Source organism: Arthrobacter sp. MYb229, assembly GCF_002975405.1.
Taxonomy (GTDB): Bacteria; Actinomycetota; Actinomycetes; order Actinomycetales; family Micrococcaceae; genus Glutamicibacter.
Map to the genome: position 1 here is coordinate 54,109 of NZ_PCPS01000004.1, position 15,691 is coordinate 69,799.

At 60.5% G+C, this 15,691-nt stretch carries 15 protein-coding genes; 9 read left to right on the top strand and 6 right to left on the bottom strand.

Features of this window, described 5'->3' with window-relative positions; all coding sequences use genetic code 11:
* Positions 1–48 precede the first annotated feature (48 nt).
* Together CQ019_RS12925 and CQ019_RS12930 are read right to left on the bottom strand one after the other, a co-directional pair.
* Positions 49–267, bottom strand: coding sequence for an acyl-CoA carboxylase subunit epsilon (locus CQ019_RS12925; protein ID WP_105553821.1), 219 nt, complete (start codon positions 265–267; stop codon positions 49–51).
* 46 nt (positions 268–313) lie between these two features.
* Entirely contained in the window at positions 314–1,924 is a 1,611-nt protein-coding gene (locus tag CQ019_RS12930; protein WP_105553820.1) for an acyl-CoA carboxylase subunit beta, read from the bottom strand.
* Between the two features lie 195 nt (positions 1,925–2,119).
* On the opposite strand from CQ019_RS12930, the gene CQ019_RS12935 reads away from it, so the two are divergent.
* The 7 genes from CQ019_RS12935 (at position 2,120) to CQ019_RS12965 (ending at position 9,788) form a co-directional block, all read left to right on the top strand.
* Complete coding sequence (locus tag CQ019_RS12935) at positions 2,120–2,977, top strand: NAD(P)-dependent oxidoreductase (protein WP_105553819.1); 858 nt, start codon at positions 2,120–2,122, stop codon at positions 2,975–2,977.
* A gap of 39 nt (positions 2,978–3,016) precedes the next feature.
* Positions 3,017–3,883, top strand: coding sequence for a biotin--[acetyl-CoA-carboxylase] ligase (locus tag CQ019_RS12940; RefSeq protein ID WP_105553818.1), 867 nt, complete (start codon positions 3,017–3,019; stop codon positions 3,881–3,883).
* Positions 3,884–3,969: 86 nt separating this feature from the next.
* The gene (locus CQ019_RS12945) at positions 3,970–4,521 is read left to right on the top strand and encodes a hypothetical protein (RefSeq protein WP_105553817.1); all 552 of its coding nucleotides are present in this window, start codon (positions 3,970–3,972) and stop codon (positions 4,519–4,521) included.
* Positions 4,518–5,729, top strand: coding sequence for an adenylate/guanylate cyclase domain-containing protein (locus tag CQ019_RS12950; RefSeq protein WP_105553816.1), 1,212 nt, complete (start codon positions 4,518–4,520; stop codon positions 5,727–5,729). Before CQ019_RS12945 ends, CQ019_RS12950 begins: the two co-directional genes overlap by 4 nt.
* Positions 5,730–6,659, top strand: coding sequence for a PP2C family serine/threonine-protein phosphatase (locus CQ019_RS12955; protein ID WP_105569882.1), 930 nt, complete (start codon positions 5,730–5,732; stop codon positions 6,657–6,659).
* 87 nt (positions 6,660–6,746) lie between these two features.
* Positions 6,747–8,990 (top strand): NAD-dependent DNA ligase LigA, encoded by a 2,244-nt coding sequence (gene ligA / locus CQ019_RS12960; RefSeq protein WP_105569883.1) that lies wholly within the window; start codon positions 6,747–6,749, stop codon positions 8,988–8,990.
* The gene (locus CQ019_RS12965; RefSeq protein WP_105569884.1) at positions 8,991–9,788 is read left to right on the top strand and encodes an inositol monophosphatase family protein; all 798 of its coding nucleotides are present in this window, start codon (positions 8,991–8,993) and stop codon (positions 9,786–9,788) included.
* 106 nt (positions 9,789–9,894) lie between these two features.
* Here CQ019_RS12965 and CQ019_RS12970 read toward each other — a convergent pair whose 3' ends face one another.
* From CQ019_RS12970 to CQ019_RS12980, 3 genes are all read right to left on the bottom strand, one after another.
* Positions 9,895–10,407 carry a hypothetical protein gene (locus CQ019_RS12970; protein ID WP_146112477.1) on the bottom strand — a complete coding sequence of 171 codons (513 nt, stop codon included), beginning with the start codon at positions 10,405–10,407 and terminating at the stop codon, positions 9,895–9,897.
* Positions 10,408–10,684: 277 nt separating this feature from the next.
* Entirely contained in the window at positions 10,685–10,909 is a 225-nt protein-coding gene (locus CQ019_RS18875; protein WP_308727261.1) for a hypothetical protein, read from the bottom strand.
* A 266-nt stretch (positions 10,910–11,175) separates the two neighbouring features.
* Positions 11,176–11,982 (bottom strand): glucosamine-6-phosphate deaminase, encoded by an 807-nt coding sequence (locus CQ019_RS12980; RefSeq protein WP_105553931.1) that lies wholly within the window; start codon positions 11,980–11,982, stop codon positions 11,176–11,178.
* Between the two features lie 566 nt (positions 11,983–12,548).
* On the opposite strand from CQ019_RS12980, the gene CQ019_RS12985 reads away from it, so the two are divergent.
* The gene (locus tag CQ019_RS12985) at positions 12,549–13,085 is read left to right on the top strand and encodes a GNAT family N-acetyltransferase (protein WP_105569885.1); all 537 of its coding nucleotides are present in this window, start codon (positions 12,549–12,551) and stop codon (positions 13,083–13,085) included.
* 72 nt (positions 13,086–13,157) lie between these two features.
* Positions 13,158–15,071 (top strand): penicillin-binding transpeptidase domain-containing protein, encoded by a 1,914-nt coding sequence (locus CQ019_RS12990; RefSeq protein WP_105569886.1) that lies wholly within the window; start codon positions 13,158–13,160, stop codon positions 15,069–15,071.
* Positions 15,072–15,084: 13 nt separating this feature from the next.
* Here the strand turns inward: CQ019_RS12990 and CQ019_RS12995 are convergent, their stop codons facing one another.
* A complete protein-coding gene (locus tag CQ019_RS12995) occupies positions 15,085–15,687 on the bottom strand; it encodes a GNAT family N-acetyltransferase (protein ID WP_181148482.1) in 603 nt (200 codons plus the stop codon).
* Positions 15,688–15,691 lie beyond the last annotated feature (4 nt).

Here is a 15,691-nt window from a genome sequence, read left to right on the forward strand (position 1 = left end):
CGGAGCCCTGTCTTTCGACAGAACGCCGGGGTGCAATACCAGCTGCCTCTAGCGTCGGCCTAAGCTCCAGCCGAGGCGGGGAGTCAGCGCGCGGCGTTTGCGAATGCGTGCCACGCGCTGTGGTTCGACTGGCATATCGTTTTCTGCCGGTGCGGCGGTGCCCATCGCCGTGAGCAGCGCGGTAACCGCCGCGAGTTCCTCGGCGCTGGGCTTGCCCTTGGTCACGGTGATGAGGGCGGCCGCATTGGCGGTGCTTTGCTCGGGCACAGGCTACTCCTTGAGAAAATTAGTTGCTGGTCAATGAGTCCGCCGCTTACAGCGGGATATTGCCGTGCTTCTTCGGGGGCAGGCTCACATGCTTTTCACGCAGCGCGCGCAGCCCGCGCACTAGCTGCAGGCGGGTCTCGCTCGGGGCGATCACCGCGTCGATGTAGCCAAGCTCGGCGGCCTGGTACGGGTTGAGCAGCTCCGCCTCGTAGTCCTCGATAATTTGCTTGCGGCGCGCCTCGACGTCTCCGCCTTCGGCTTCTACCGCGGCCAGATCGCGGCGGTAGAGAATATTCACCGCGCCCTGTGCTCCCATGACGCCGATCTGCGCCGTCGGCCAGGCCAGGTTGAGGTCTGCGCCAAGCTTCTTGGAGCCCATCACGATGTACGCTCCGCCGTAGGCCTTGCGGGTGATCACGGTCAGCTTCGGCACGGTCGCCTCGGCGTAGGCATAGAGCAGCTTCGCGCCGCGGCGGATGATGCCTTGGAATTCCTGGTCCTTGCCGGGCAGGAAGCCCGGGACGTCCACGAAGGTCAGGATCGGGATATTAAAGGCATCGCAATTGCGCACGAAGCGGGCTGCCTTCTCCGAGGCGGCGATATCCAAGGTGCCGGCAAACTGCATCGGCTGGTTGGCGACCACGCCTACGGTGCGCCCCTCGACGCGGGCGTAGCCGATCATGACGTTCGGCGCGTAGAGCGCCTGCATCTCGAAGAAGTGAGCGTCATCGACAACCGACTCGATCACCTTGCGCATGTCATATGGCTGGTTCGCGGAATCAGGAATCAACGTGTCCAGGGACAGGTCATCGTCGTTGAGTTCCAGGTCCTCGTCGAATTCGGCGATAATCCCGTCGGCGAGATTCGAGGAAGGCAGGAAGTCCAGCAGTTCCTTGCAGAACTCCACGGCGTCTTCCTCGTCGGTGGCCAGATAGGTGGAGGTGCCGGTGTTCGCGTTGTGCTGGCGTGCACCGCCCAGGGACTCCATGTCGATCTCTTCGCCGGTGACGGTCTTGATGACGTCGGGGCCGGTGATGAACATGTGGCTGGTCTTGTCGACCATGATCACGTAGTCGGTCAGCGCGGGGGAGTACGCCGCGCCGCCGGCGCTCGGGCCCATGATCAGTGAAATCTGCGGGACGACGCCGGAGGCGTGGACGTTGTTGCGGAAGATGTCCGCGAACATGGCCAGCGAGGCGACGCCTTCTTGGATGCGTGCTCCGCCGCCGTCGAGGATGCCGACGACCGGGCAGCCATTGCGCAGCGCGAATTCCTGGACCTTGACGATTTTCTCGCCATTGACCTTGGAGAGGGAACCGCCGTAGACGGTGAAGTCCTGCGAGTATACGGCGACAAGGCGGCCATCCACGGTGCCGTAGCCGGAAACGAGTCCATCGCCCAGGGGCTTCTTCTTTTCCATGCCGAAGGCGGTGGAGCGGTGCACTGCAAGGGCATCAAATTCGATGAAGGAGTCTTCGTCCATCAGCATCTCGATGCGTTCGCGTGCGGTGTGCTTGCCGCGGGCGTGCTGCTTTTCGATGGCGGCTTCACCCGAAGGCGCCTGTGCCAGACTCTGGCGGCGGCGGAATTCGGCAAGCTTGCCGGCGGTGGTGGACAGATCGATTGATTCTTCCGTCTCGGTACGGCCCTGCGTCATGCCTTCGACTCCCTCGGGTTATGTCTTATGTGTAGGAATGGCACAAGAAAAATGCCAACTAGGTCAGTCTAACCGGGAAAATTTCGGTTTTTGTTGTAGGAAACTTACAAATTGGCCCCGGGGAGAACGTGAAGCACGCCAGAATAAGTTACTCACGAGTAGCTTAGTGCGGCGACATCGCGTAATCTAGGTCACATGACTAATGAATTGCGAGCCGACATCGCCCCTGACATCTCACAACTTAGCGGCCGAACCATCGTGATGAGTGGTGGAAGCCGCGGCATCGGATTGGCCATCGCCGAAGCTGCGGCAAAAGCCGGAGCAAATATTGTCTTGCTGTCAAAGACAGACACGCCACACCCCACTCTGGAAGGCACCATTCATTCTGCGGTAGCGAAGATCAACGCCGCCGGAGGCCAGGGGCTGGCGGTAGTCGGAGACGTGCGTGAAGATGCGGACGTCCGGCGCGTGGTCGATGCGGCGGTCGAAAAATTCGGCGGCATCGACATCGTCATCAACAACGCCTCCGCCATCAACCTGGCCAAAACGGATGACCTGGACATGAAGCGCTACGACCTGATGCAGGACATCAACGTGCGCGGCACCTTTCTGCTGTCCAAAACCGCGCTTCCCTACCTGCGCCAATCGACGCACGCGCATATTCTCACCTTGTCGCCGCCGCTGAACCTCGACCCGCACTGGGCGGGCCTGCACCTGGGCTACACGATGGCCAAATATGGCATGTCATTGACCACCCTCGGGCTGGCCGAAGAGCTCAAGGGCGAGGGCGTCGGGGTGAATTCCCTGTGGCCGGCAACCCTCATCGATACCGCAGCCATCCGGAGCTTGCCAGGGGGAATGAAAATGATTCAGGCAGCACGCACCACGGACATCGTTGCGGACGCGGCGATGTGCATCTTGGCCAGCACTCCGTCTTTGGTGAGCGGGAATTTCTTCACCGACACCCAGGTGCTGGAGCTTTCCGGGGTAACCGACCTGGAAAAGTACTCGGTGAATCCCCAGGCCCAACTCATCGAGGACATTTTCCTTTAGAACCGAAGTTCGGTGCCGTGCGTGTCATAGAGTTGAAGGATGAATCCTGAAACATCCTCGGCGCGTGCGGCACTGGACCCGTTGCCGCTTCATGAATTGGCCGCGCAACTGCGGCTGGGATTTATCAAGGTGCTCGCTACCTCGGGTTCCACCAACACCGAGCTTGCCCAGCTGGCAAGCTCCGGCGCCGCCGGGCACCTGAGCGTCCTATTCAGCGAGCATCAGCAGCAGGGCAAGGGGCGGTTGGGCCGCGAATGGGTAACGCCGGCCGGGTCGGCCATCACGGTCAGCGTCCTCGCTTCGCCGGGCACTGCTATGGAGCCAGAGTCCTTGTCCTGGTACACCATGCTGGCGGCACTGGCCTGGTCGCAGGCCGTAGAGGAACTAGCGCCGGTGAAGCCGCGCATCAAATGGCCCAATGATCTGCTTGCCGGAGACCGGAAAATCTGTGGAATTCTTGCCCAGCTGGTGCAGACGCCGCAAGGATTCGCTGTAGTCGTTGGAACCGGGATCAATGTAGATCAAGAAGCCTCGGAGCTTCCCGTTGCCACGGCAACCTCGCTGCGACTAGCCAGCGGCACCCGGGTCGACCGCGGTGAGCTCCTAGCCGAATATCTGCGTCGCTTCACCGCATTGGATGCCGCTTTTCGTGCGGTGGGCGGGCAGAGCACCGCGTCGCTCGGAGAATATTCCGGCCACTCCTTGCGCGACCTCGTCGCGGCTCGTCTGGCCACCCTGGAGCAGGACGTCCGCGTCGAATTCCCCGATGGATCGCAGCTGCTCGGACGTGCGGTGCAGTTGGCCGAGGACGGAGCGCTAGTGGTGGAAAACGCTTCGGGCCAAAGCCAACGAATCTTGGCAGGCGACGTGCACCATGTGCGGCGCGCCGACGGCAAATACGCGTAACAGGCGAAGCACAGAATACGCGGACTAGTATTAGTGGAGAAGACTGTACAGAAGAACCTGCGGTAGGAGGGGCGAGGAACTAGACGATGAAGGTGCCGTTACATGACAGGGAGCGCGTGGTCATCAAGACCCGAGAACATTCCCGAGTGTTACGCCAACCTTTTGCCGTCTTTTTATTCCTCACCGCCGGGTGCGCGTTCTTGCTGGGCTACCTTTCACGCCATGACCTCTCGGACTGGCTCGCGAGCGAATCCGATCTATGGATGGTTCTCAGCCTGGTGCTCTGGTTCATTCTGGTGCTGATTTGGTGCGTGACACCGTGGGTGCGTTGGCTTCGCAGCTGCATCATCTTGACCACCGAGAGAATCTTGTTCCGGACCTCTTTTGGGCGCGCGGACCTTGAATCTGTCGGACTTTATTCCGTGCGCGACGTAATTGCGCACACCAAACAACAAGCTGCGATCACGAAACCAGGGGCCTTGGACGTTGTCTTAAGCCATGGACATGTGCGTATTATGCATGTGCCCGCAGTATCTTATTTCCGCACGTTGGCTATCGAAATGATGAGCAACTTGCATAATCAGCAGTCATCGAACTCCCAGGTAGATGCATCGAACAGTGAGGGCATTGGACAATGAGCACCGACAACTCCAATCCATCACGCCCAGATACCCCCTTGGCGGCCTCCGAAGCCGTACGCGAGGCACGCGGGCACACGGCAAACCATGAGATCCCGGCGGAGCTAGACCCGATTGCGGAACTTGCACAGGCAATGGAGAGCCCCCTGCAGGTACCTGACCATGCTTCCGACGCGGTCAAGGACCACATGGCCGAATTGGAAAAACGGCTGATCGGTGGACAGCGCGAATTCAAGCGGCGAGAAGTCGCCGCCGATGCGGGGGTCTCGCTACTTTCGGCGCGCAAACTTTGGCGCGCCATGGGCTTTCCCGAGCTCGGCGACGATGAGGTCTTCTTCAGCGGACGTGACACCGAAGCCCTGAAGACCATGGTCGACCTGGTCCGCGAGGGCAAGCTCACCGACGAAACGGCGATCTCGCTGATGCGCTCGGTCGGCCAGATGACCGATCGGATGGTCGTATGGCAGGTCGAGGCGATCGTCGAGGACATGGTTGCCAACCAGAATATGAGCGACCGGCAAGCCCGCCGCCAACTACTCGAGAGCCTGCCCGAACTTATCGGCCCTCTGGAAGAACTGCTGGTTTATTCCTGGCGCCGCCAGCTCAATGCCGGCATCCACCGGCTGGCGCTGCGCGCCGAGGCCGGGGTGGCTGCCTACAATCAGGACTCCAGCGATAGCGATGACACGCCGTTGCCGCTTGCCCGCGCGGTAGGTTTCGCCGATTTGGTTTCCTACACCTCGCTCTCTCGCCGGATGAATGAGCGCACCTTGGCGCAAATGGTGCAGCGCTTCGAGTCCAAGAGCGCCGAAATCATTTCGGTCGGCGGCGGTCGCTTGGTTAAAACCATTGGCGACGAAGTCCTATACGTGGCCGAAACCCCGCAGGCCGGTGCCCAGATCTCCTTGGCCCTGTCGCGCGAGTTCGAAGCGGATGAGCTCTTGCCACGCACTCGCGTGGCCGTGGTGTGGGGACGATTGCTTTCCCGCCTGGGCGACATCTACGGTCCGACGGTGAACCTCGCCGCTCGTCTGACTTCCCTTGCCGAGCCTGGCATGGTGCTGACCGATGCGGTGACCGCCAATACCTTGAAACAAGACGCCCGATTCATCCTGACCGCGCAAGAGGTGACCTCGGTGCGTGGTTTTGGTGATATTCAACCCTATGAACTCTCCGCTGGCGAGGGTGGCAGGCTGGTGCTGGACTAAATGGAAACCGAACAGCACGCAGAAAGCTTCCGCCTTGCGGTGAGCGGACAAACCCACGTGGGTCTGAAGCGTCAAGACAATCAGGACCGTATCCTGATCACCGACGTGATCCAGGCGGTAGCCGACGGCATGGGCGGGCACGAGGCCGGCGAGGTCGCAAGCCAGCTGGCGGTGGAGACCCTCGAAGAGCTCAATACCTTCAGCTTCAAGACCGTGGTGCCGCGTCTGCCCACCGTGGAACAGATCCAACGCCAGATCCAACTGATCGATGACCGCATTCGTGATGCCCTGGAGTCCCGTGGCGGCACGACCCTCTGCGCCTTGGCGCTGGTCCGCAGCGCCGGCCCGGGGCAAGACCAGATCAGCCAGCCAATGGTGGTTCCCCCGTGGACCGGCAGTTTTAAGATGAGCCAGAACACCGATGTGCTCAGCAAGATTACCCCCGAGATGCTGGCCGAACACCGCGCCCGGACCGAGAAGGTCAGTGCGGAAACCCAGAGCACCGGCGAATATACGAGCCTGCTATTGGTGAATGTCGGAGACTCGCGAGGGTATCGTTTGCGCGGGCAGGAACTGCGCCAGCTCACCCGGGATCATTCGGCCGTACAGGAAATGGTTGATGCCGGACAGATCACCGAAGCCGAGGCTCGCAGCCATCCGCATCGGAATCTCATTACACGGGCGCTGGGTGCCGGTGCCGACAGCCAGCCCGATCTCACGGTGCTCCAGCCACGCATCGGCGACCGCTACCTGTTGTGCAGCGATGGGCTGAGCGGGGAGCTGACGGAGATGAATATCCAAGAACTCCTGATCAACCACCCGGACCGCCAAGAGGCTACCCAGGTTCTGACCCAAGCGGCATTGGAGGCCGGGGGCCGTGACAACATCGCGGTGGTAGTCATCGATGTGTTGCCTGACACCGGTTCCTGAATACCGGGCGTGCTAGAGGCCAAAGCGTCGGCCGGGTGGGGCACAATTGGATACGTGAGTGAAAATCCAGTAACACCAGCAGACTCAATGATGACCCCACCGGATAGCGTTCGGGAACGCTATGAGACTCTGGTGGAACAGATACGCGCACATCGCGAGGCTTACTACCAGCAGGACGCTCCGCTGGTCCCCGACGCGGACTACGACGCGCTATTCCACGAACTGCAGCTGGTGGAGAGCCAATACCCAATACTCATGGGGCAGGATTCACCCACACTTGAGGTGGGCGGCGAAGTCAGCAGCGCCTTTGCGCCGGTCAAGCATGCAAGCCGCATGTACTCGCTGGAAGATGTTTTCACGCTTGAAGAGCTGGATGTCTGGCTCGAACGAGCCCAAGCGAATGCCACGAAGCTACGTCCCGAATCTCCGGTTAGCTGGCTGTGCGAAGTCAAAATAGATGGATTGGCGCTGAACCTGACCTATCGGGACGGCAAGCTCGTGCGCGCGGTGACCCGCGGGGATGGAACCACCGGGGAAGACGTCACGCACAACGCGCTGACCATCTCCGATATCCCGCAAGAACTCTCCGGGTCCGGCTACCCGCAAGAATTCGAGGTGCGCGGTGAGGTTTACATTGCCACCAAGGACTTCAACGCCTACAACGAGATGCTGATCGCCGAAGGAAAAGCACCGTTGGCGAATCCACGCAATGCCGCCGCGGGCTCGCTTCGGCAAAAAGACCCGCAGCAGACCGCCAAGCGTCCGTTGCGGATGTTTGTGCATGGGCTCGGACGCAGTCGGGACTTCTCGATGACCCACCAGTCCGAGGCCTATGAACTAATGCGCGGTTGGGGCCTTCCGGTCTCGCCTTATGGCCGCGTCGTTACCTCGCGTGCCGAGGTTACGGACTACATCGCCGAGAATGGCGAAAAGCGGCATGAGCTGATCCACGATATCGACGGCATTGTCATCAAGGTCGATGACCTGGCCACCCAGGAACAGCTCGGTTATACCTCCCGCGTCCCACGCTGGGCTGTGGCCTATAAATACCCGCCCGAAGAGGTCCACACCAAACTGCTCGACATCCAGGTGCAGGTAGGACGCACCGGACGGGTGACCCCCTTCGGCGTCATGGAACCGGTACTCGTGGCCGGATCCACTGTTGCCCGGGCAACCTTGCATAACCAGGAAGTGGTCAAGGCAAAAAATGTGCAGATCGGTGACACGGTCATCTTGCGCAAAGCCGGAGACGTGATCCCGGAGATCGTCGGCCCGGTCCTCGCCTTGCGCGAAGGCAATGAGGGCTTGCGGGACTTCGTGATGCCCACCGAATGCCCATCCTGTGGCCAGCCGCTGGCTCCGGCCAAGGAAGGCGACGTGGATATCCGTTGCCTCAACGCCGAATCGTGCCCGGCTCAGCTCACCGAACGCGTTGCCTACCTAGGCGGGCGCAGCGCCCTGGACATCGAGGCTCTGGGCTACGAGGCAGCCGCGGCCTTGACCAGCGGCCCCGGAGAAGACCCAGCCACCCAGGGTGGTGTCATCCTCCCGGCGGGCCCCGGCCCGCTGCGCAATGAAGCCGAGCTTTTTGACCTGAAGGACAAGCTGGAACAGCTTGCCGAGGTCAAGGTGTGGCGGGAGAAGCGCGCCAAGGGAGAAGGCACCGGGGAATTTGAACTGGTGCCGTACTTCTTCACCAAGCCCACCGCCAAAAAGCCCTCGGTTGCCACCAAAGGCACCGAGAAGCTCTTTGACGAACTGGAAAAAGCCAAGAGCAACCCGCTCTGGCGCGTGCTGGTCGCTTTGTCGATCCGTCATGTGGGTCCCAACGCTTCGCGTGCGATCGCTACCCGCTACGGATCCATGGACGCGGTGCTAGAGGCCCTCGAATCAGCTAACGCGGTGGAGGAACTGAGCCAGATTGACTCGGTGGGTTCGATTATCGCCGAAGCGCTGCTGGACTGGTTCAAGGTTGACTGGCACCGTGACATCGTCGCCAGTTGGCAGGCCGCCGGGGTGAAGATGCACGACGAACAAGATGAAAACGTCCTCAAGCACCTAGAAGGCCTGGCCATTGTGGTCACCGGTACTCTGGAGAATTTCTCCCGGGACACCGCTAAGGAAGGCATTATCATCCGCGGCGGCAAAGCCACCGGAAGCGTGTCGAAAAAGACCGATTTCCTCGTAGCCGGGGAAGCCGCCGGGTCAAAGCTGGATAAGGCGCAGTCGCTCGGGGTGCCGGTATTGGACGAATCAGGCTTTGTAGTACTGCTCGAGCAGGGCCCCGACGCGGCACGCGAAGTTGCATTGACAGCAAATCAAGGAGTCTAAGTGGAAAACAACAAGGCCGCACACGACCCGCTGGTGCTCGTAGCACGCCGCGCAGCGGCGGCCGGCGCCGAGGTGCTCTCCAAGCGTGATGTGGAAAAGTTCAACGTTGACGAGAAATCTGCGGCGGGAGACTGGGTCACCGACTTTGACCGGGCCGCCGAGGAAGCCATTCGCGCCACGATCACCACCACGCGCCCCAACGACGAACTGACCGGCGAAGAGTATCCGAGTCGGAAGCCGAGCAATCCCAGCGGCTACCGCTGGAGCATCGACCCGCTCGACGGCACCACGAACTTTGTTCGCAACATCGCCTACTACTGCTCATCGGTGGGTGTGTGCCAGAAGCAGGAGGATGGAACCGATTTGTGGTTGGCGGCGGCCATTGTCGCTCCGGCCTTGCAAGTCGAATACTTCGCCGGTCGTGGACTGGGAGCTTGGAAGCATGATTTGCGTACCAAGAAGATCACCAAGCTCGCCGGGCCGGTTGAATCCGACGCCAAGTTGTTGGGCACCGGTTTCGGCTATGACGCAGAACGCCGCGGCTTCCAACTCGGGGTCTTGGAGGAGCTTCTGCCTGATTTTGTGAATATCCGTCGAATCGGCTCGGCAGCACTGGATCTGTGTTTGGTCGCCGAAGGCTCACTCGACGCGTACGCCGAATTTGGCACTCAGGAATACGATTGGGCGGCCGGCGCTTTGATTGCCGAGGAAACGGGCACCCCGGTGGGTCGTCCCGTGGGATATCCGGGATGGCAGTACGCCGGACTTGTAGATACCGAGAAGCTGGTCAACCCCTAGCGCATCGCCTTGCAACGCGATGCTCTCGACCAACCAAGCTCAACCTGGCTCGGTCCGCCGCCCACAAAATGGACGGCGGACCGAGCCAGAAGTGTTTTGCGGACTATTATCCGAGCAGAGCTAGCTGGCTACTGAAATAACTGATCAATACGCCGACCATGACTCCACCACACACCTGGGAGGCGGTGTGCTGGCTGCTACGGATGCGCGACCAGGATAGCAAAGCAATGAACATTATTGCCGGGGCGAGGAAGGCATCTCCTGCGGAGATGTGAAGTACCACGTAACAGCCCACGGCTAGATGTACCGAGACTTTCCACCATAAGTTGATCAAAGCCACCGTGAGTAGCCCCGCCAAGATGGACAGCACCTCGACAAACATTGTGGCGCTTGCCCCGAGCCAGCCGAGCAAGGCCAGTCCACAGAGGATCGACACCGCAGTCAGGGCAAAGATCTTATGGCGTTGACTGCGTTGGGTGACGTGCAGATCGCTCACGCCGCCGCGGAACTTCGCTAGCACCAAAAATAGCCAAGGAATAATTATGGTGAACGTCGTGGCGGCTACCGCCTCAACCCAGGAGATCCCGTTGTGCCGCAAGGGCGTACCGATCAACAGCAAACCGACCAGCAGGACAGGCGAGAGGACATGCGAGACTACGAGCGCAATTTTGCCCGCCAGCGAATGGCTGGTCGCTGGGGGTTGAGTTTGTGTGGTGATAGGGAAGATCCTTGATCAGTGCGTCAGGCAAAACGGCTGCAGTTGTTCGGTCTTTTCAGAACACTTTAAGCTTAACGAGTAGTGGACTTAAAGTCTGCCCGGACCGGCAGTGCGTCAATTTCCAACGGACTAGTGGATGCGAATTAACCATCCATTGAGGATCCGCGCCAGCTGAGAACTATCCATGCAGGAGAAAATCATTGCGCTGCCGGATAAGCCGGGGCAGGTACCAACCCAGGACCAACCTTTCGGCCAGCCATCCCAGGGGACCGAAAGGTGCGGCGAAACGTATCCGGTCAACCATTAGCGTCTCTCCGTGGAGTTCATGGAACTCGTGGACGTGATGGAAAGACTTAAACGGTCCGCGGAGCTGTTCATCGACGAACATTTCTGCGGATTTCATCTCGGTGATTTTCGTCGTGAGGCTAAACGGGAGCCCGAAATGTCGAGCCTTCCAGGTAACTTGTTCGCCGAGCGAGATGAGTCCACTTCTCACCCCGGCTATGGCTTGTTCTTGGGTGTTAGCCATGGAACCGCGGTGCAAATCGATGCTCCTCGAACGGTCAAAAAGTTCGGTTCGATCCATTGGAGTGCGAGTGACACATTCGAAGTAGACAGCCATACGCCCCAGTATTGCAGCTAGGTTTCGCAGGGCTGTGTTGAACCGGCTTAGTGCACTCGGAGATTTTCCAAACTGATTCCCTCGGCTGCATCGTCATAGTAGGCACGCTTCTTCAAGCCCGCCGCGGCTGCCTCGTCGAGCACCACCACAGCATCCTGATGCAGCTGCAGTACGGACCCGGGGCACGAAGCCGACAACGGTCCTTCCACCGCCAACGCGATCGCCTCTGCTTTCGACTCACCGGTAGCCAGCAGCACCAGCCGCCCGGCCTCCAGCACCGTGCCAAGACCCTGGGTGACGCAATGGGTTGGAACATGCTCGATTCCGTCGAAGAACCGTGCATTGTCGATTCGAGTCTGCGCAGCCAAACGCTTGATCCGGGTCCGGCTACGCAAGGCGCTGCCTGGTTCATTGAAGCCGATATGGCCGTTGCTGCCGATTCCAAGGATCTGAACCTGGACGCCGCCGGAATCCTTGATCGATTGGTCATAGGCGCGTGCGTTGGCTTCGATTTCCTCTAAGGAATCGGCCATACCCTGAGGCGTGTGCAGCCCGCTGACCGGCATGCCGAAGGTGTTGCAAACCTCGGCGATGAGTGTCTGGCGGTAGGACAGTTCATGAGTGTCCGGAATGCCGATGTATTCGTCCAGCGCGAAGCCCTGGGCCTTGGAAAAATCTGCGCGTCCCTCGGCTACTGCCGCACTGAGCTCGCGATACAAACCAAGCGGCGAAGAGCCAGTGGCAACACCGAGCACGGGGTCTTTCCCTTTGCCGTGGTGAGCCAGTCCAGCGAGGACGTTATCTGCGGCGATACGGGCAACATGCTCCGCGGAAGAACCAATGAGAACGCGCAAGTCGTTCACTCTCCGATCTGTTAGTGGAAAATACTTCTAGTTGGGCAGGCCGCGAGCCGTAGGCCTAATCGTTGGATGTGAACCATCACGATGCCCTTTGCAGCACAAAAATCAATAAGTAAGTGGCCGATTCCTTGAGCGGAGTCCAAAATGCCGGCCGTGGCCGAAAATCATCCTAAAAACAACTGATTGGGCGCCGAATGGATTGCTCGGCCGAGTCCTCGGGCTGGGCGTTCACCACAGTGTGAATATCGAGGATTGCCGCGTGAACTGCGGCAACGCTAGTAAGTTTACTGGTTGCCGGCCCGAGATGGCAGCTGAACTAACTATTGTTGCTTCGAAAATCGGCTTGTTTCCCGTGCCGGCTTGGGAGAATTACCTTGTCGACTTCAACCGGCATATGACTCGTCATTTACGATCAGAAGCATCGGTACGGCCTCACGCTGCAGAGCGAACTCTTCACGATTCGTTTATTGCCGGGCGGCCGAGCGGTGCAGGCCCAATAGTCGGCGAAGTGCCCTGCCGCAGCACCGCGAGCCGGATATCAATGGCAAACTAGAGGCACCATGTCTGAAGTTGATGATTGCAAAGCAGCCAAGGGCCAGTTGCGCATCGAATTGGCCAGCGCAGCCGATTACGAGCGCATCGGCGACCTCACCGTTGATGCGTACCTGCAGGCCGGGCATTTTGACGATCCGCAACATGAGTACCTGCACTTTGTTCGCCAGGTTGCCCAGCGCGGTGCCCACTGCGATATTTTCGTGGCACGCAAAGACGGCCGGATCATTGCCTCGATGACCCTGATCCAAGCGGGCAACGAATACGCTGACGTTGCCCTCGAAGGTGAACTCGAAATCAGGATGCTCAGCGTGGATCCAACCGTGCAACGCGCTGGCGCCGGACGAGCCATGGTGCTGGCGGCGATCGAGCATGCCCGCCAGCTACCGGGGGTGCACGCCGTGTCTCTGACCACCGGTGGCCACTGGAGTGCGGCCCGGCGGCTGTATGAATCCCTAGGCTTCACCCACCGCCCGGAACGAGACTGGGTGGTTCCGGATACCGACATTCGCCTCGTGGTGTATGCGCTAGTGCTGGAAAGCTAAAGAATGTGCCTAATGCTGACTTGTGGCGAGCCATTCTGGCTTGGCGCTCTCGCATTTGCATAGACTGGCGCCATGCGTCGTTTCCCCCGAAGTGCAGTCGCCCTGTCCATTGCAGCCCTCGTTGCTGGCTCTTTTACCGCCTGCAGCGCGGCGACACCGGATCCGAAGCCCGCGGCCGAGGCGCTTGCCGCCGCGCTTGGCTCCGGCGACTTCTCCGCGGTGCCACTGGCCGGAAGCGACGCCAGTGCGGCGGCGAAGAGCCTGGAAACCGCGTATGGCCCGATGGGGGACATCAAACGCAGCCACACGGTGCTCGGTGCCGCCGAAGACGAAGAGTCCCAAGATGGGGTGAAGACCGCCACCGCGACGCTGCAAACCACCTGGGACGTTGACTCCAGCGATACCGATCTGACCTATGACACCCAAGCGGTCATGGAATTTGATGAAGAGTCCGAGCAGTGGAAGCTGCGCTTTGATCCGAAGATTCTCGCACCAGAACTGGAAGCCGGCCAATACCTCGATGCGCGCTTCAGCGAAGCCGCACGCGGGCAGATCCTTGGCGGCAACGGCAACGCGCTGGTGAAGAACCGTCCGGTGGTGCGCGTGGGGATCGATAAGACCCGAGCAGAATCCGGCGAGTGGGAAGCCTCCTCACGCAACCTGGCAAAACTCGTGGGCATTGACGAAGATTCCTTCGCGAACCGTGTGGAAAAAACCGGTGCCAAGGCGTGGGTCCAGGCAATCGTATTGCGCGATGATGCGGACCGCGAAGTGACCGACGAACAGATTGCAGAGATTCCCGGAGCCCTCGGGCAACCCGATGAGATGCCGTTGGCGCCCACACGAGCCTTCGCCCGCCCGATCCTTGGAAGCGTCGGCCAGGCGACCGCCGAAATCATTGAAAAGTCCGAAGGGAAGATTCAGGCAGGTGACCAAGTTGGTCTTTCCGGCCTGCAAGCCACCTATAACGAGTCCCTGGCGGGCACCGCCGGGGTAACGGTTTCGCGGTACAACGCGGAGCACGAACCGGTGGCCGAACTGCTGGGCACCGAGCCGGTGGCTGGCGAGGATCTCCAGCTTTCGCTGAATGAAAAGCTGCAGACCGTCGCAGAGTCCCTGGTTTCCGAATCCGATTCTGCTTCATCCATCGTGGCGATCCGGCCATCCGATGGCCAGGTGCTGGCGGCAGCTTCCGGGCCAGAGTCCAATGGGCTGAATACCGCGCTGAAGGGGCGGTACGCTCCAGGATCCGTCTTCAAAGTCATCAGCGCCTTAGCGATGCTCCGCGAGGGCGAAACCCCGCAGAGCCAGGTGCAATGCCCGGCGAGCACCGAGGTAGATGGCAAGAGCTTCAAGAACTATGACGGCTACCCCTCGGGTGCCGTGGGCACGATTCCGCTGGCCGAGGCCATTGCCGAATCCTGCAATACGGTATTCGTCAATGCAGGCAGCGAACTAGGTGCTGAATCCGTAGCCTCGGCCGCCAGCTCGCTGGGGCTTGTCGCCGAGGATGGCACCGGAGCCGAAGCATTTATCGGCTCCGTTCCGGATGCCTCGGAAGGAACCGAACTGGCTGCCAACATGATCGGACAGGGTGTGGTCGAAGCTTCCCCGCTGGGCATGGCCACAGTCATGGCATCAATCGCCCAGGGCAGCACCGTGCAACCACGGCTGGTGCTGGACCCCGAGCCGAAGGAACCTGCGCAGGCGAAGACCGAATTGACCGAATCCGAAGCCGGACAGCTGCAGGAAATGATGGCTGGGGTCGTGGACCATGGCACGCTGAGCGACCTGAAGTCGGTGCCGGGAGCAAAGATCATTGGCAAGAGCGGCACCGCGGAATACGATGCGGAACGCAACGCGCACGCCTGGGTGATCGCCGCCCAGGGCGACCTCGCGGTGGCGGCCTTCGTCGAAGACGGCGACGGGGGAGCGCAGACCGCCGGTCCGCTGGTCGCCGATTTCCTCACCGGCGCCGGCAAGTAAGCCCGCCCGGGGTTCAGGGTCGCGCGGTGGCGAAGTAATCGCGGGCAAGGAGACCCATGATGAGCTGGTCATGAAACTTGCCTTGGTGGAAATACACCTCTCGTTCGCGGCCTTCGAGGCTGAAGCCGGCTTTTTCATAGGCCCGCAGCGCACGGGTGTTGAACGCCGCGACCTTTAAGCCAATGCGGTTCAGCCCCATCTCGTTGAAGCCGTAACCGGTCATCAGCCGGACCGCACGGGTGCCGTAGCCACGGTCCACGTGCTCCCCGCCAAGCATGATGGCAAATTCCGCTGCGCGGTGCGGCAGCGCGCCACCGGCGAGCGTGGCATGCCCAATGAGGTTGCCCTGCGGCTTTTCGAAGATGCTGAATCCGGCGTCCCCGCTGTTCGGCTTGTTCTCGCTCCACACGGCCAACATATCCATTACCCGCTGCGATGGCCTGGGCTTGGCGATCCTCTGTTGGAGCACCGCCCACTGCGGGTCATTCCACCACGCCGCCAGCTGGGCCAAGTCTTCTGGCTCCACCTCGCGCAGGCACACCCGTTCATCCTGTAACAGGGCTGCGCCGTAACTTTGGGCTTGGCTGGCCTGGTTCCACTGAGCATCGGTTGTCATGGAT